The 15,760-nt window shown below is 42.1% G+C and carries 15 protein-coding genes, 1 tRNA gene, 1 rRNA gene, 1 other RNA gene and 1 other annotated feature; of the genes, 4 read left to right on the top strand and 14 right to left on the bottom strand.

Features of this window, described 5'->3' with window-relative positions; translation table 11 throughout:
* Nucleotides 1–356 precede the first annotated feature (356 nt).
* From G6554_RS24115 to tadA, 7 genes are all read right to left on the bottom strand, one after another.
* Entirely contained in the window at nucleotides 357–620 is a 264-nt protein-coding gene (locus tag G6554_RS24115) for a pro-sigmaK processing inhibitor BofA family protein (protein ID WP_166246638.1), read from the bottom strand.
* Nucleotides 621–709: 89 nt separating this feature from the next.
* A complete protein-coding gene (locus tag G6554_RS24110) occupies nucleotides 710–928 on the bottom strand; it encodes a YaaL family protein (RefSeq protein WP_166246637.1) in 219 nt (72 codons plus the stop codon).
* A 20-nt stretch (nucleotides 929–948) separates the two neighbouring features.
* On the bottom strand, nucleotides 949–1,545 hold the full coding sequence (gene recR / locus G6554_RS24105; protein ID WP_166246636.1) for a recombination mediator RecR: 597 nt from the start codon (nucleotides 1,543–1,545) through the stop codon (nucleotides 949–951).
* Between the two features lie 86 nt (nucleotides 1,546–1,631).
* Nucleotides 1,632–1,949, bottom strand: a complete 318-nt coding sequence (locus tag G6554_RS24100; protein WP_166246640.1) for a YbaB/EbfC family nucleoid-associated protein — start codon at nucleotides 1,947–1,949, stop codon at nucleotides 1,632–1,634.
* Between the two features lie 28 nt (nucleotides 1,950–1,977).
* On the bottom strand, nucleotides 1,978–3,666 hold the full coding sequence (gene dnaX, locus G6554_RS24095; protein ID WP_166246635.1) for a DNA polymerase III subunit gamma/tau: 1,689 nt from the start codon (nucleotides 3,664–3,666) through the stop codon (nucleotides 1,978–1,980).
* A 252-nt stretch (nucleotides 3,667–3,918) separates the two neighbouring features.
* Nucleotides 3,919–4,183, bottom strand: an RNA gene (gene ffs, locus G6554_RS24090) — signal recognition particle sRNA large type.
* A 92-nt stretch (nucleotides 4,184–4,275) separates the two neighbouring features.
* Nucleotides 4,276–4,794, bottom strand: coding sequence for a tRNA adenosine(34) deaminase TadA (tadA, locus tag G6554_RS24085; RefSeq protein ID WP_166246633.1), 519 nt, complete (start codon nucleotides 4,792–4,794; stop codon nucleotides 4,276–4,278).
* 123 nt (nucleotides 4,795–4,917) lie between these two features.
* Between tadA and G6554_RS24080 the strand changes: the two genes are divergently transcribed.
* The 3 genes from G6554_RS24080 (at nucleotide 4,918) to G6554_RS24070 (ending at nucleotide 7,778) form a co-directional block, all read left to right on the top strand.
* Nucleotides 4,918–6,204: a glycosyl hydrolase family 18 protein gene (locus G6554_RS24080; protein WP_166246631.1), complete on the top strand. Its 1,287-nt coding sequence runs from the start codon at nucleotides 4,918–4,920 to the stop codon at nucleotides 6,202–6,204.
* A gap of 213 nt (nucleotides 6,205–6,417) precedes the next feature.
* Complete coding sequence (locus tag G6554_RS24075; RefSeq protein ID WP_166246629.1) at nucleotides 6,418–7,086, top strand: deoxynucleoside kinase; 669 nt, start codon at nucleotides 6,418–6,420, stop codon at nucleotides 7,084–7,086.
* On the top strand, nucleotides 7,077–7,778 hold the full coding sequence (locus G6554_RS24070) for a deoxynucleoside kinase (RefSeq protein WP_207343113.1): 702 nt from the start codon (nucleotides 7,077–7,079) through the stop codon (nucleotides 7,776–7,778). Before G6554_RS24075 ends, G6554_RS24070 begins: the two co-directional genes overlap by 10 nt.
* A gap of 97 nt (nucleotides 7,779–7,875) precedes the next feature.
* On the opposite strand, the gene G6554_RS24065 is transcribed toward G6554_RS24070, so the two are convergent.
* The 6 genes from G6554_RS24065 to guaB form a co-directional block, all read right to left on the bottom strand.
* Nucleotides 7,876–7,968, bottom strand: a tRNA-Ser gene (locus tag G6554_RS24065).
* Nucleotides 7,969–8,064: 96 nt separating this feature from the next.
* Nucleotides 8,065–9,345 carry a serine--tRNA ligase gene (gene serS / locus G6554_RS24060; protein ID WP_166246625.1) on the bottom strand — a complete coding sequence of 427 codons (1,281 nt, stop codon included), beginning with the start codon at nucleotides 9,343–9,345 and terminating at the stop codon, nucleotides 8,065–8,067.
* A gap of 108 nt (nucleotides 9,346–9,453) precedes the next feature.
* Nucleotides 9,454–9,678 (bottom strand) — a binding site (T-box leader).
* Between the two features lie 53 nt (nucleotides 9,679–9,731).
* Nucleotides 9,732–10,322 carry a pyridoxal 5'-phosphate synthase glutaminase subunit PdxT gene (pdxT, locus tag G6554_RS24055; RefSeq protein ID WP_166246623.1) on the bottom strand — a complete coding sequence of 197 codons (591 nt, stop codon included), beginning with the start codon at nucleotides 10,320–10,322 and terminating at the stop codon, nucleotides 9,732–9,734.
* Nucleotide 10,323: 1 nt separating this feature from the next.
* A complete protein-coding gene (pdxS, locus tag G6554_RS24050) occupies nucleotides 10,324–11,205 on the bottom strand; it encodes a pyridoxal 5'-phosphate synthase lyase subunit PdxS (RefSeq protein ID WP_166246621.1) in 882 nt (293 codons plus the stop codon).
* 165 nt (nucleotides 11,206–11,370) lie between these two features.
* Nucleotides 11,371–12,678, bottom strand: a complete 1,308-nt coding sequence (locus G6554_RS24045; protein ID WP_166246639.1) for a serine hydrolase — start codon at nucleotides 12,676–12,678, stop codon at nucleotides 11,371–11,373.
* 225 nt (nucleotides 12,679–12,903) lie between these two features.
* Nucleotides 12,904–14,373 carry an IMP dehydrogenase gene (gene guaB / locus G6554_RS24040; protein WP_166246619.1) on the bottom strand — a complete coding sequence of 490 codons (1,470 nt, stop codon included), beginning with the start codon at nucleotides 14,371–14,373 and terminating at the stop codon, nucleotides 12,904–12,906.
* 140 nt (nucleotides 14,374–14,513) lie between these two features.
* On the opposite strand from guaB, the gene G6554_RS24035 reads away from it, so the two are divergent.
* Nucleotides 14,514–15,455: a YaaC family protein gene (locus tag G6554_RS24035; protein ID WP_166246617.1), complete on the top strand. Its 942-nt coding sequence runs from the start codon at nucleotides 14,514–14,516 to the stop codon at nucleotides 15,453–15,455.
* Nucleotides 15,456–15,496: 41 nt separating this feature from the next.
* Here G6554_RS24035 and rrf read toward each other — a convergent pair.
* Nucleotides 15,497–15,613: ribosomal RNA gene (gene rrf, locus G6554_RS24030) — 5S ribosomal RNA — on the bottom strand.
* Nucleotides 15,614–15,760: the final 147 nt, after the last annotated feature.

Genomic DNA, 15,760 nt, shown 5'->3' with positions numbered 1-15,760 from the left:
GCATGTATTAGGCACGCCGCCAGCGTTCGTCCTGAGCCAGGATCAAACTCTCCAAGAAAGTTGATTAGCTCATTTTGTTACGTTGGCTTAGTTTCATATATATTGAAACTAAAAAATATTGTTTGTTTACACGTCTTTGTTTGTTTAGTTTTCAAAGAGCAAATGTCTCAATCGCTAAAAGCGACTTTATTATCATACCAAGTTATCAACTAAAAGTCAACAACTTTTTTCGTTCGACTCACGCCGTCTCAGTGACGACTTTTCATATATTACAGGATTTTTTTATATTGGTCAACCCCTTTCCTCAACTTTTTTAAAATTATAAAAGCCGCTGTATATCAGCGGCTCATGTACATCTAGATCACCCATTGTTGAATAGCTACTAAGGCGAACAAACCCGGAATGCCCAGGAAGCCCGAGACAGCAGATGTGGCAAAATTAATAGGGATGTGTATTCCGTACCGGTTTCCGGCCACATTTAAGAAAAATAACAAAAGGGCTCCAATTAGAAATTTTATCGCTGTATGTCCGACAAATCTTGCCGGCTTAAACGGAGCACCCGAGAACAACAAGATTAGGATAAGTCCTCCTAAAAGAGATATAACAATCATTGGTTCCAAAAAAGCTATCCCCCTTCTATAGTCACGTTTCATACAACATATGTACAAGTTAGTAGGAATAGAACTATGGAAATAGAAGGGGTTTAGTTTCATCTAAATAAAGTTACTTTGCGATGCTTTGCCTCTCTTAAAAGAAAAATGTATTTGGCTTCGGCTATTTTTGTTTGGCAAATGACCTCATCGGAAGGATCGAAGCTCTTTTCCAACAGCAGCTTTTCCTGTTGCCAATGATCCTTATAACTATTTAGCTGTGTTAACAATTTTTCATCATACTCTTTTCGAAGCTTCCCTTTACGCCGAAAAAACATAGTTGATTCCTCCGAAAGTCTTATACTTCTCTTCTGCCTTCTAAAGCCTTTGATAATGTTACCTCATCCGCATATTCTAAGTCTCCGCCAACAGGCAGCCCATGAGCAATTCTCGTGGTCTTAATTCCCGACGGCTTTAACAAACGGGAAATATACATGGCAGTGGCTTCCCCTTCGATATTAGGGTTTGTTGCCAGAATCACTTCCTGGACGGTTTCATCCTGAAGGCGTTTTAGCAAATCAGGGATATTGATATCCTCAGGTCCAATCCCATCCATCGGGGAAATAGCCCCGTGCAGCACATGGTACAACCCATTGAATTCCTTCATTTTTTCCATTGCAATAACATCTTTAGGATCTTGGACAACACAAATGATACTCTTATCCCGACGGAGGTCTTCGCAAATATAACATGGGTCTTGGTCAGTAATATGACCACAGACAGAACAATACGTAAGATTTCGCTTTGCATTCACCAGTGCCTTAGCAAAATCAAGCACCGTATCTTCTTTCATACTTAATACATAAAAGGCCAAACGTGAGGCTGTTTTTGGCCCGATACCCGGGAGCTTCATAAAGCTATCAATCAGCTTGGAAATTGGTTCAGGATAATGCATCTCTATTTTTCCCCTTCAAGAAAGCAAGGGTGCCTGATACAAAAGGATCTAACCCCTTAAGTCGTTTCAGCACCCCAGCTACATTTTTAAAATGGCAGATTCATACCTTTAGTAAACTGCCCCATTGTATTGTTTGTTAATTCTTCCACCTTTTTAAGCGCATCATTTGTTGCGGCAAGAACTAGATCCTGAAGCATTTCAATATCATCCGGGTCGACGGCCTCAGGTTTAATTTGCACATCTACCACTTCTTTATGTCCGGTTACGACAACTGTCACCATTCCACCGCCGGCAGTACCTTCAATCTTTTGTTCGCCTAATTCTTCTTGCGCCTCTGCCATTTTTTTTTGCATTTTTTGCATTTGCTTCATCATATTTTGCATATTTCCCATTCCACCACGCATCATTATGTTACCCTCCTGTAAATTAGTTTTAGTCGATGATTTCGACGAATTCTTCGCCAAATAATTTCTTTGCCTCTGTAATATGTGATTCTTCTTCCTTAGTCGATTCGCTGTACTCTCCTTCTTCGCCATGCTGACTGTTCAGAAAGTCTTCGCGAATTGGTAACCATTGGTCCTCAGGGACGCCCACGATGATAAATCGTTTGCCGGTTAATTTATTTATAGCAGCAATTACGGCTTCAGTGAAGTCACTTCTACTCATTGCCATTTGGCAAATCATTTCATGCTTAAATTTTATGATAAAAGCATCAGCTGAAGCAGCAATTGGTTCAGCATCATTTAACAAGGCCGCTTGCGACTTTAATAGCCCTGCTCTCATCTCTGCCCAATTTGTTTTAATTAGATTTAAATCACTCTTTGTTGCCTGCTTTAAAATTTCATTTATTTTTCCAACTGCCGGCTGAAATACCTTTTTTGCAGATCTTGGAGCAGGCTTTTGCGGCTGATGTGCCGCTTCTTGTACTGCAGGCGCAACACCGGTTGCTTTTAAATGCTGCAATTCCGACTCAAGCTGTTCAATTCTCGCTAGCAATTGATTAAGCTGTGGTGATTCTGCATGATCCACTTGTTTAGCTTCCATTTGACAAAGCTTAACAATTGCCACCTCAAGAAATACCCTTGGATGGTTTGTCCAGCGCATTTCTTGTTGCGTTTTATTTAACAGGTCAATTAGCTGATAAATCTGTCCAGTGGGAGTGATTTCCGCCATCTGACGAAACTCATCGTCAAGCATCACTCTTTCAAGTGATTCTTCAAGATTGGGTGCAGTTTTATAGAGCAGCATATCGCGGTAAAATAAAATCAAATCCTCAATGAATCGCGTTGGATCCTTCCCATGAAACAAAAGCTCATCAAGTGCTTCTAAACCACTGGCAACGTCACCATCTTGAAACGCTAGCGCTAATTTATTTAGGAACCCTTGGGACACAGAGCCTGTGACCGTTAAGGCATCTTCAACGGTGACACGGTCCTGACTGTAGGAAATTGCTTGATCTAATAAGCTTAAAGCGTCACGCATCCCACCCTCTGCTGCACGGGCAATCATTTGCAGTGCGCGATCATCACATTCGATACCTGTTTCAGCTACAATTAATTTCATCCGATTGACAATTGACCCTGCCGTAATGCGTCTAAAATCAAACCGCTGACACCTTGAGATAATGGTTAAGGGGATTTTGTGAGGCTCTGTTGTTGCTAAAATAAAAATAACATGCTTCGGCGGCTCTTCTAATGTTTTTAGCAAGGCATTAAAGGCACTAATCGATAGCATATGCACTTCATCAATGATGTAGACCTTATAGTTCACCGAAGTTGGAGCAAATTTAACCTTGTCCAGTACATCTCTCATTTCTTCGACACGAGAGTTGGAAGCAGCGTCAAATTCTAGCACATCCGGTATCGTACCGTTTGTGATACCAAGGCATGCAGCACATTCATTACATGGTTCGGACACGGGTGCCCGTTCACAGTTAATCGCCTTAGCTAATATTTTCGCCGCACTTGTTTTCCCTGTTCCTCTTGGTCCGGAAAAAAGATAGGCGTGAGAGATCTTTTCTTGAAGCAGGGCATTTTGCAATGTCTTGGTTACATGTTCTTGTCCTACTACATCAATAAAGTTTTGAGGCCGCCAAACACGATATAAAGCTTGATATGCCAAGACAATCGCCCCCTTCAAATTTTTCATCAACATTGTCTAGCTGCAGCGCCCCTGATCAAGGCGCTTCCGCTTTTTTCTATTATAACGTATCTAATTTCCTTTTTACAAAAAGAATAACAAAAAACTCATCCCAATTTCTGAGATGAGTTAATTTATGTACAATAGTATGACTCTGAAATTTAATTACTATCTAGCTCCATCGTCCAGCGTCTAGTGTACTTCGCTAAACGGACGATTCCGCTTTTATAACTGCCGTGCACCTTCCATCGACTGTCGCCCATAAGCGTTACTTAAGCAGTTAGCTCGGCCCAGGCAACCCTGCGGCACATGGGAGAGTCCACTTAATGCTGCTTCCTTCCGGACCTGACATGGTTCATGGATTCCCATTGCGCAGGACCAGGGCGTCAACACTACTTACTTAAGGCAGACCCTACAGACGATCAGCCTCAGGAAGGGATTCAGTCTCGCTAGAGCGGATTGCGAGTACAGGGCACCGCTACCTCCCCACCTAGCACGGCAAAGTTGATACCAAAGTTTAGTGCGTCCATATCTGACGCTCTCTTACTATACAACCATTCTTGAAAAAATGCAATCCAAATCAATTGTAAATTATTTCAAGTTGTTTGTAGATGTGTCACTTCTTTGCTGTTTCTCAAGCTTTTTTCTATCTCGTATCTTCCGAAAAAAGTCAGAAAGCATTTGTCCACACTCTGCCTCTAATACCCCTTTGGTCACTTCGCTTTGATGATTAAAGCGCGGATCCTGTACAAGATTCATCAGCGTGCCGGCACAGCCTCCTTTTGGGTCGCCAGCGCCGTAAACAACCCTTTTCACTCTGGATAAAATAATCGCCCCTGAACACATTGGACAAGGCTCCAGCGTGACATACAAAGTGGTATCTTCCAGCCGCCAAGATCCTGTTTCCCGGCAGGCTTGGTCAATAGCTAAAAGTTCCGCGTGGGCGAGTGCGTTTTGCTCACTTTCACGTAAATTATGGGCCCGTGCGACAATGGTTCCATCATGAACGATAACTGCCCCAATGGGGACCTCATTTAGCTCTTCTGCCTTCTTCGCTTCCTTTATAGCTTCCATCATAAAATACTCGTCATGGTTATGACCAAATTCCATGTTAATACCGCCTTTACCATCTCTATTGGGGACCATTCTTCTAATTTTACAATATTATATCATTTATCCATCTCCACCCTCATAAAATAGCGGTAGCGTATGTTTTTTAGGGAGGGGCTATGAATGCAAATCCATGTGATCAAAAGCAATGAATCTTTAACGACCATTGCTAGTTCCTATCATACAACCGTTCAGGATATTATCGAAGCCAATGAATTACCGAATCCAAATAATCTTGTCGTCGGTCAAGCGATTGTTATTCCAATTATCGGCCATTTTTATTTCGTGCAGTCAGGGGATTCTTTATTCACTATCGCAAGAAAGGTTGGTGTCCCCTATCAGGAGCTCGCCACAATCAACCGCATTAATGTAAATCAGCCACTTAATGTCGGGCTTCGTCTCTATATTCCTCAAGCGAAAAAAAGAAGTGCCGAGTTTAATGCATATGTTGAGCCGCGCGGCACCACTGTCGCCCCTGTATTAGAAAATAGTGCCCGCGATGCCGCACCCTATCTGACCTATTTAGCCCCGTTTAGCTTTCAAGCACGCCGCGATGGTACATTGAAAGAGCCATTACTAAATAACTTCCCGGCAATCGCAAAGGCCAACCGCAACGTCTTAATGATGGTCATTAATAATCAGGAGAATGACCAATTTAGCGATGAACTTGGACGTATCCTTTTAAACGATAGTGCAACGCAGAATAAATTTATCAATAACATTGTCGCAACAGCAAAGAAATACGGATTCCGTGATATCCATTTTGACTTTGAGTTTTTACGTCCAGCCGACCGCGAGGCCTATAATAACTTTTTACGTAAGGCGAAGCAGCGCTTTAAAAGTGAGGGCTGGCTGATGTCAACCGCGCTCGCCCCGAAAACCAGTGCCACACAAAAAGGCAAATGGTATGAGGGCCATGATTATAAGGCACATGGAGAAATCTCGGACTTTGTTGTCATTATGACCTATGAATGGGGCTATAGCGGCGGCCCTGCGATGGCCGTGTCACCTATTGGCCCGGTAAGAAAGGTATTAGAGTATGCGATCACCGAAATGCCCTCAACTAAAATCCTGATGGGGCAAAATCTTTACGGCTATGATTGGACCCTTCCATTCGTCCAGGGGACAGTGGCAAGGGCAGTGAGTCCACAGCAAGCTATTCAGTTGGCGGCCAGGCATCATGTCCCCATTCAATACGATACAAAAGCACAGGCACCATTTTTCAAATATACAGATGAGGGGAAACAGCACGAGGTATGGTTCGAGGATGCTCGCTCCATCCAGGCAAAGTTTGATTTAATTAAAGAGCTGAATATTCGAGGGATGAGCTACTGGAAGCTTGGGTTGGCCTTCCCGCAAAATTGGCTGCTTATCGTGGATAATTTTAATGTAACAAAAAGAGGCACTTAACTACTTTTTCGACAATAACTGCCGTGTCCCGGCAGTTATTTTGTTTTTTTGACATCCTTACATCATCTTCTACAATTTCCATATCCCTTCCTCCGACAGATTGTGATAAAATATTCTTTGTGTCAATGAATGTACAGAATAGATATACTCGAGTAAACCAGTTCAAACTGATTAATCATAGAAAGTGCAGGGAGCTACGAAGGAGGACTTATAATGGGGGATACACCCTTTATTACCGTTGAAGGGCCGATTGGTGTCGGTAAGACATCGCTCGCCAAGGCCATTTCAGAACAGTTTCAGTTTGCTTTATTAAAAGAGATTGTTGATGAGAATCCATTCTTGGGGAAATTTTATGAAAATATTGAGGAGTGGAGTTTCCAGACGGAAATGTTTTTCCTCTGCAATCGCTTCAAGCAATTAGGGGATATCAATACCCATTACCTAAGCCAAAACAAGTCAGTCGTGGCGGACTATCATATTTTTAAAAATTTAATTTTTGCCGAACGGTCCCTAAATCCTGACGAATACCACAAGTATTACAAAATTTATCAAATTCTGACCGAAGATATGCCAAGACCAAATGTCATTATTTATTTGAATGCCAGCTTAGATACACTGCTGAAGCGGATCAAAATACGCGGGCGTGAAGTTGAGAAGAATATCAGCCCCTTATATCTTGAGCAGCTTTCAATCGATTATGAAACTACCATGGCCTCTTTTGAAAGGGAACACCCTGAGATCCCCGTCCTACGCTTTAGCGGCGATGAGTTGGATTTTGTAAAAAGCGAACAAGATTTACAGTATATTTTTCAAAAGTTAACCGCATCGTTAAAAGAGAACCGTTGGACAAACAATAAAATAGAAACAGGGGGATGTTCGTGAGTATCGTTATTGGTGGAATGATTGGCCTTGGAAAAACAAGTGTTGCCGACACATTACGTGCACATTTTAAAAATAAAGGGATTGAAAGTAAGGTATTTTACGAAGCGGTCGATGATAATCCGATTCTTCCACTTTATTATGAACTGACACCTGAAGAATTAGATGCGCGGAGAATTCCGTTTCTGTTGCAATTATTTTTCTTAAATAAGCGCTTTAAGACAGTAAAGGATTGCATCAATTGGTGCGAACCGATATACACGATCCAAGACCGTTCCATTTATGAAGATTGGTATTTTGCCTATGTAAATAAAAACTTAGGGCGAATTTCGGAACTAGAATTCAAAATTTATGAAGAGCTTGTTGATAATATGCTGGAAGAGTTAAATGAACTTCCCAAAAAGGCTCCGGATTTAATGGTCTACTTGAAGGGCTCATTTGATACCGTCATTGACCGCATCATGGCTCGCGGCCGCAGCTTCGAGATTAACCCTGAACTGAAGGAGTACTACTTCGAGGTGTGGAAGGGCTACGATGAATGGGTTATGAATCAATATAATGCTAGTGAAGTGCTTGTCATTGATATGGATACCACGGATGTTGTGAAAAGCAATGCCGATGCTTTACGGGTTTGCCGTGATGTCGAAGAGAAGTTAAATGAGATTCTAAGTATAACAAAGACACCTATGTTTTAATAGGTGTTTTTGTTTTGCTAAAAGGCATAAAAAAAATCCGCTACATTAAATGTAACGGATTTTATCTCCAGTTTTTATGCGCGATTGTTAATAATAATGGAGGAGGAAGAGGGATTCGAACCCCCGCGCGGTTTGACCCGCCTGTCGGTTTTCAAGACCGATCCCTTCAGCCGAACTTGGGTATTCCTCCGTATCGACATGAGATAATTTATCATATATTTTATCCAATGTCAAACATAATTATGTTTATTTCCGGACAGGTTTTCACCCATCCGGATTTTTATTATTATTGTGGCTTGATAACCTCACGGCCGCCCATATAAGGACGTAAAACCGCAGGAATAACTACACTGCCGTCCGCCTGCTGATAGTTTTCTAACAGTGCTGCGACCGTGCGGCCAATGGCAAGGCCAGAACCGTTTAGCGTATGAACATGCTCCGGTTTCGCCTTTGGATCACGGCGGAAACGGATATTAGCTCGGCGCGCCTGGAAAGCCTCGAAATTACTGCAAGATGATATCTCACGGTACGTGCCGTAGCTGGGAATCCATACTTCAATATCGTATTTTTTTGCGGCTGTAAAGCCAAGGTCACCTGTACACATGGAGAGGACGCGGTAAGGCAGTTCAAGCAATTGCAACACCCGCTCCGCATCATGTGTCAGTTTCTCAAGCTCTTCATAAGAATCCTCCGGTTTAACAAACTTAACAAGCTCCACCTTATTGAATTGGTGCTGGCGGATCAGCCCTCTAGTATCACGTCCTGCAGAGCCAGCCTCAGAGCGGAAGCACGCACTGTAGGCTGCAAATTTAATGGGCAGCTCCTCAGCGCTTAGAATTTCATCGCGGTGGTAGTTGGTCACAGGCACCTCAGCCGTTGGAATAAGGAAATAATCTTCGCTACCGATTAAGAAGGCATCTTCTTCAAATTTTGGCAATTGACCTGTTCCCGTCATACTTGCGCGGTTGACCATGTAAGGCGGCAAGATTTCTGTATAGCCGTGCTCATCTACATGAAGGTCGAGCATGAAGCTCATTAACGCCCGCTCCAAACGTGCCCCAAGCCCCTTATAAAAAACAAAGCGGCTTCCAGTTACCTTTCCAGCCCGTTCGAAATCTAAAATCCCTAACTGATCGGCGAGATCCCAGTGCGGCTTTGCCTCGTATTCAAAGTCGCGTATTTGGCCCCACTTTCTAATCTCGACATTATCATCTTCGGTCTCTCCCATCGGAACACTTTCATGCGGGATGTTTGGAATACTGAGCAATAAATTGTCTAAGATCTCTTCTACACCACGCAGTTCATCATCAAGTGTTTTGATTTGATCGCCGACCTCACGCATTTCTGTTATTAACTGCTCCGCATCTTGCTTCTCACGCTTTAATGCCGCCACCTGCTGTGAAACTTCATTTTTCCCGCTCTTTAACTTTTCAGTCTCAACTATTAATTCACGTCGCTTCAGATCAAGCTCCTCAAACCGTCCTAAATCCGTTAAATCTTCACCGCGATGCGCTAGCTTTGCTTTTACTTCAGCAAAATTAGCTCGTAATACTTTAATATCTAACATTGTATAGACACTCCTTTTAAAAAAATATCTTGCTCCAGCGGCCAGCGGCTAGTGTACTTCGCTAAACGGCCGCTTCTGCATTAAAAAATAAAAACTCCCGCCCCTAAAAACAGGGACGAGAGTTAGTCGCGATACCACCCTGGTTGACAGCCAAAGCTATCCACCTCAAAAAAATGTAACGGTTTCTACCGAAAGTACTTACTGACCTCTACTGTGAGGCGTTCCATACCTTGCTCGAGGAGGGATTCACAAGGTTCACACACCGATTCGCACCAGCCACCGGCTCTCTAAAAGAGTGAATTTCTCATTACTAGTTCCTCTCATTGCTTTTAGCATTATTGATTTGTTTAATAATTTACTATAATTATTCGCAATTTGCAACAACCTTATACAAATTGTTTAGCTTTTGCTTCCTTTACCATCTCAACGAAATAGGCGGTAAGGCGATGATTATCTGTCAACTCTGGATGGAAGGAACAGCCAAGAAATTGTCCTTCCCGTGCAGCCACGATGCGGCCATTATGCTTGGACAAAATTTCTACATTTTCTCCCGCCTCAACGATGTGCGGCGCCCTGATAAATACGGCTGGAAAGCTGTCAGCGACATCTTTAATCGCAAGGTCCGCCTCAAAGCTGTCAACCTGGCGCCCAAAGGAGTTCCGTTCCACCTTAATGTCCATCACACCAATATGCGGTTCACTATAGCCGACAAGATTTTTTGCCAGAAGAATGAGGCCTGCACATGTGCCGAACATTGGTTTTCCTTGGCGGGCAAATTCTTTCAGGGCATCCATAAAATCATATTTGTCGATTAAGCGCCGCATTGCGGTACTTTCACCGCCGGGAAGAATAAGACCGTCTAAATCCTGTAATTCCTCTTTGCGTTTCACAGCAACTGCCTGGGCGTCACATGTGGCGATCGAATTCATGTGCTCACGAACAGCACCTTGCAATGCGAGAACACCAATTTTAATCATCTTACCATCCACGCTCCTGCATGCGGGCTTCAGGTGCTAATGATGAAATTTCAATCCCCTTCATGGGTGTCCCTAAATCCTTTGAAAGTTCTGCGATTAATTTATAATCCTGGAAGTGCGTTGTTGCTTCGACTATTGCTCTAGCAAACTTAGCAGGATTTTCTGATTTAAAAATACCCGATCCTACAAAGACACCATCTGAACCTAATTGCATCATTAATGCAGCATCAGCAGGTGTTGCCACTCCGCCTGCAGCAAAGTTAACAACTGGAAGGCGGCCAAGGCGCTTGATTTCAAGCAGTAATTCAAATGGTGCACCTAAAAGCTTCGCTTCTGTCATAAGCTCGTCTTCATTCATGCCAACCACTTTACGAACCTGTGCATTTACCTTACGGATATGACGAACGGCTTCCACAATGTTACCAGTTCCCGGCTCACCTTTTGTACGAAGCATGGAAGCACCTTCACCAATACGGCGGGCAGCCTCACCTAAGTCACGGCAGCCACATACAAACGGAACGGTAAAATCACTTTTATATAAATGATACTCTTCATCAGCAGGTGTTAATACTTCACTTTCGTCAATGTAGTCAACACCCATTGCTTCAAGTACACGTGCCTCAACAATATGACCAATTCGAGCTTTAGCCATGACAGGGATTGAAACAGCATTAAGTACCTCTTCGATAATTCTTGGGTCTGCCATTCTTGCCACGCCGCCAGCAGCACGAATATCAGAAGGAACACGCTCTAGTGCCATTACCGCAACTGCACCTGCTTCTTCGGCTATCTTTGCCTGCTCCGCATTGATAACATCCATGATGACGCCGCCCTTTTGCATTTCTGCCATACCGCGTTTTACGAGATCCGTACCAGTTTTCATTGTTAAAATCCCCCTTTGTTTTACTATTAAGAAAATTTCTTGTATACGTTTGGAATATCCTATTCATTCAATCGGAATTTTTATTCCATAAAGTCATTAAAGCAACAAAAAAGGACTCCTGTCAAGACAAGAATCCTTTCTTTTACTATCGGAAAATACGATTATTTAAAACCATCCTTTAACAGTGGAAGAAATCCCGTGCCATACATCTCCGAAGAAATTGCCAACTCCGCGCATCATAAGCACAAACCAATTTGCTTTTTCAACACCTTGTGCGGCAATCACATCTACTTGTACTTTTTCCTGGCCTTCACTTGTTAAGAAGCTAACCTTTTCGCCGTTTTTCGGTTGAATGGTTAAATAGCCAACCTTTTCCCCTTTTTTAATTGGTGCGGTTACCTCACCTTTTTTATTGATTTTATTTTTGTCTAATACCAATACAGATTTATAGTTTTTCTTTTCTCCATTAAGAACGACCATATCAATAGCTGACTTCGTGTAAATTTTAACTTGATCTTCTTTTCCTTTAATGACTGGTACCGATTTATGTCCTTTTACTTGATAATGTTTCGGAACAATCTCTTCTTTTGAATAATTGCTAAAGGCATAATCCATCATCTTTCTCGTTTCATCAAAGCGGGCTTTATAACCACCTGCACCGCTGGCATCCTTCGCATTTTGAACAACTGTGATAAATCTTTTTCCATCACGGCTGGCAGTACCAGTAAAACAATAGCCTGCGAAATCAGTTGTACCTGTTTTCAGCCCGTCCATTCCTTGGTAACCATATGTCAATTCCGGAAGCATCCAGTTCCAGTTATCCATCTTAATCTGGTCATCGGTACCTTCTCTAAAAACTTTCTTAGCGGTACTCGCCGTTTTTAATACATCAGGAAAATCATTTATTAGGTGGAAGGCCAATTTCGCAACGGCGCGTGAGGACATGACGTTTTCATCCTCGGCACCTGTTCCCTGTGGCTGCTCCCCTTTGTAATCAGCATTATTTAGCCCGGTTGAGTTAACAAATTTAAAATCCTTTAACCCTAATTTAGTTCCTTTTTCATTCATCATCTTTACAAAATTTGTTTCTGACCCGGCAATGATTTCAGCAATGGCGATGGTTGCTGCATTAGCGGAGTAAATGGCCATTGCTTCATATAATTCACGTACTGTATATTTACCATCAGCCCTTAATGGGACGTTTGAAAGATCGCGGTTTTGGGAAATTTTATAAACAAGGTCACTAGGTGTATATTCTCGATCCCATTTCACTTTACCTTTTTTAACAGCATCTAGTAAAAGATACTCTGTCATCATTTTTGTCATACTAGCAATTCCTAGTACACTATCTGCATTTTTTTCGTATAAAACTTTTCCTGTTTCTCCGTCAACCAAGATAGCCCCATCTGCATTAATATTCAATGCTGCTTCTGCCTTAGCTGAATTCACTCCAGCAAATAGGCTGAAAAACATGATGAGCGCCAGCGCACTAGTAACGCATTTCTGATAAAAATGTTTATTCACTTTATAGCCCTCCAACGTTTTTTTACACCTTGGTTATTTTAACACAACTGCTTGACAAATCATAGGCGGAGCATGGAATCTGCTTTCATTTAGGACTTATGACATAAAAGCATTTAGAGTGCTCTTTTTTCGCAAAAAAACAGAGAAGCCGTAACTTCTCCGTTTCAGTCATATTTACATTGAATAATTGGGTGCTTCTTTTGTGATTTGGACATCGTGTGGGTGACTTTCTCTAAGGCCAGCACCTGTCATCTTGATAAATTGTGCTTTAGTCCTTAATGCTTCAAGGTCTTTCGAACCGCAATAGCCCATTCCGGATCGTAAGCCGCCAATTAATTGATAAATCGTTTCTGCTAATGGTCCTTTATATGGGATGCGGCCTTCAATTCCTTCAGGAACAAACTTTTTATTATCCTCTTGGAAATATCGATCCTTCGAGCCCTTTTCCATTGCAGCTACTGAACCCATTCCGCGGTATACCTTAAAACGGCGACCTTGGAAAATTTCTGTTTCTCCAGGACTTTCGGATACCCCTGCTAACAGACTGCCTAGCATAACGGCATGTCCGCCCGCTGCTAGCGCCTTAACAATATCCCCGGAGTATTTAATACCGCCGTCGGCAATAATTGTTTTACCGTGCTTCATTGCCTCTGTGGCGCAATCATAGACCGCCGTAATTTGCGGCACGCCAACACCGGCAACAACCCTTGTTGTACAAATGGATCCAGGTCCAATTCCAACCTTAACAACATCGGCACCTGCCTCAAACAAGTCCTTCGTCGCTTCAGCGGTCGCCACGTTCCCGGCAATGATGGTTACATGTGGAAAGGCAGCTCTAAGTTCCTTCACTGTATCAAGGACACCTTTAGAATGTCCATGAGCAGTATCAACAACCAGCACATCAACGTTCGCCGCAACAAGGGCCTCGGCCCGTTTCATCGTATCACTTGTTACCCCAACAGCCGCACCTGCTAACAGGCGGCCTTGTTTGTCTTTTGCGGAGTTTGGAAATTCAATCACTTTTTCAATATCTTTGATGGTGATTAAACCTTTCAAAACTCCTCGCTCATTAACAAGGGGCAGCTTTTCAATTTTATACTTCTGCAGGATCTTCTCAGCTTCTTTTAAAGTGGTTCCAACAGGAGCCGTTACGAGATCTTCCTTTGTCATGACATCGGAAATTTTAAAGGAATAATCTTGATCTTGAATGAATCGAAGATCGCGATTGGTGATAATGCCTACAAGTTTTTGTTCTTCCATATTATTAACAATCGGTACCCCAGAAATGCGATATTTCCCCATTAGATGTTCAGCATCAAATACTTGGTGTTCTGGAGTTAGGAAAAATGGATCGGTAATAACCCCACTCTCAGATCTCTTAACCTTTTCCACCTGCTCTGCCTGCTGTTCGATGGTCATATTTTTATGAATAACCCCTAATCCACCTTGACGGGCAATAGAAATTGCCATTTCTGATTCTGTTACCGTGTCCATACCGGCACTAATGATTGGAATATTAAGCTTTACACTTGGTGATAATTCTACTTGCAGGCTTACATCTCTTGGCAGAACCTCAGACTTACCAGGAATTAATAACACATCATCAAATGTTAAACCTTCCTTTGAAAATTTACTTTCCCACATTTTAACGGCCTCCCATTTATAAAACTTAAAAGCGTAAACGCCCTTTTCCATCAAAAAATATTATTTGTAGGTTATCAATTGGACAAAATACTGTCAAGGAATATCTATTAGTTTGATTCTTCTGAAAAAGGTGATTTACTTTGAATAAAGGATTTAAGGGCTGGAAAAGCTTCAGTTGTTTCTTCTCGGCAGAATACTGCCAGCGTTATTTAAAAAGTAGTTATCAAAGGCTCAATTTTGAAAATCCTGAACAAAAGGGATATGAAAACTGTTATGCCTTTCTCTATTATCTCGAACATGGGCAAATATATTATGAACAAGCAGAAAAGGCACCGCTTATATTAAAACCTATTTTGCTTTTTTATGGTCTTGTCCATTTAATTAAAGCATGTATTTTAACGACAGACCCTACCTATCCTGAAACAACAGCGGTCTTAGCCCACGGTGTCTCTGCTAGAAAAAGGAAAAAGCAAAATTATCTATTCTTTCAGGATGAAGTTAAATTTCAAAAAAATGGACTCTTCCCCTTCATGTCAGATAAATTGTTTCACATGAAACAATTAGAAGGGGAAAAAGTCATTATGGAGGAATTATTACAGCTTATACCGGAACTCGATGAATTATTCTTTATACTTGAGGGAAAACGGACATTTGGAAGGTTATCACAAGAGGGTGATCGTTTCCTGATCCCAGAAGCAGTATTGGATCATTATCACATGACAGAAGATCGATTAAAGGAATTCTTGGGTCCAAAATTGGCGAAGGGAATAGAGTTTTCCGGTGAGGGGCTCGCGTTACTGATGGGTGATAGCAAATTCTTAGGTGTTTCACCATTAAAGTTCCATTTAGAAGATGGCTGTTACACAATACCGCTTAATAAAAACCACCTTTTTTCTTTTCCCGAACTGTTGATCCATTATTTACTGCTTTATAACTTGAGTATGATTGCCAGATATGAGACGGAGTGGTGGAGTGAATGTACAAAAATGATGCCGAATCAAGATTATCCATTTATTGAATCGTTTCTTGACATCACTTTGAAAAAGGGACCATTTTTGATTTATCAATATTTGATGAAATAATAACGAAAAAAAGGACAACCCAATTGGATTGTCCTTTATTTGCCTGGCAACGTCCTACTCTCACAGGGGCGCATGCCCCAACTACCATCGGCGCTGAGAAGCTTAACTTCCGTGTTCGGTATGGGAACGGGTGTGACCTTCTCGCCATTGTTACCAGACTATTTTACCTGAGGTATCATTCCCTCAAAACTAGATAATGCAGAAGAAGTTGTAAAAACGAATAATCAATTGGTTAAGTCCTCGAACGATTAGTATCAGTCAGCTCCACATGTCGCCACGCTTCCACCTCTGACCTATCAACCTGA

Origin of the sequence: Bacillus sp. MM2020_4 (assembly GCF_011250555.1) — a bacterium.
GTDB lineage: Bacteria > Bacillota > Bacilli > Bacillales > Cytobacillaceae > Neobacillus.
The sequence above is the reverse complement of the archived record's forward strand: the minus strand, read 5'-3'. Positions and strand labels throughout refer to the sequence as shown.

Bases quoted from the DNA above. Each gene is read 5' to 3' on its own strand.
- G6554_RS24100 (WP_166246640.1), bottom strand. From the start codon at position 1,949: ATGCGTGGTGGAATGGGAAATATGCAAAATATGATGAAGCAAATGCAA.
- tadA (WP_166246633.1), bottom strand. From the start codon at position 4,794: ATGGAATTTGGTCATAACCATGACGAGTATTTTATGATGGAAGCTATA.
- serS (WP_166246625.1), bottom strand. From the start codon at position 9,345: ATGTTAGATATTAAAGTATTACGAGCTAATTTTGCTGAAGTAAAAGCA.
- G6554_RS24075 (WP_166246629.1), top strand. From the start codon at position 6,418: ATGGGGGATACACCCTTTATTACCGTTGAAGGGCCGATTGGTGTCGGT.
- G6554_RS24110 (WP_166246637.1), bottom strand. From the start codon at position 928: ATGTTTTTTCGGCGTAAAGGGAAGCTTCGAAAAGAGTATGATGAAAAA.
- pdxT (WP_166246623.1), bottom strand. From the start codon at position 10,322: ATGATTAAAATTGGTGTTCTCGCATTGCAAGGTGCTGTTCGTGAGCAC.
- pdxS (WP_166246621.1), bottom strand. From the start codon at position 11,205: ATGAAAACTGGTACGGATCTCGTAAAACGCGGTATGGCAGAAATGCAA.
- guaB (WP_166246619.1), bottom strand. From the start codon at position 14,373: ATGTGGGAAAGTAAATTTTCAAAGGAAGGTTTAACATTTGATGATGTG.
- G6554_RS24070 (WP_207343113.1), top strand. From the start codon at position 7,077: ATGTTCGTGAGTATCGTTATTGGTGGAATGATTGGCCTTGGAAAAACA.
- G6554_RS24080 (WP_166246631.1), top strand. From the start codon at position 4,918: ATGCAAATCCATGTGATCAAAAGCAATGAATCTTTAACGACCATTGCT.
- recR (WP_166246636.1), bottom strand. From the start codon at position 1,545: ATGCATTATCCTGAACCAATTTCCAAGCTGATTGATAGCTTTATGAAG.
- G6554_RS24045 (WP_166246639.1), bottom strand. From the start codon at position 12,678: ATGTTTTTCAGCCTATTTGCTGGAGTGAATTCAGCTAAGGCAGAAGCA.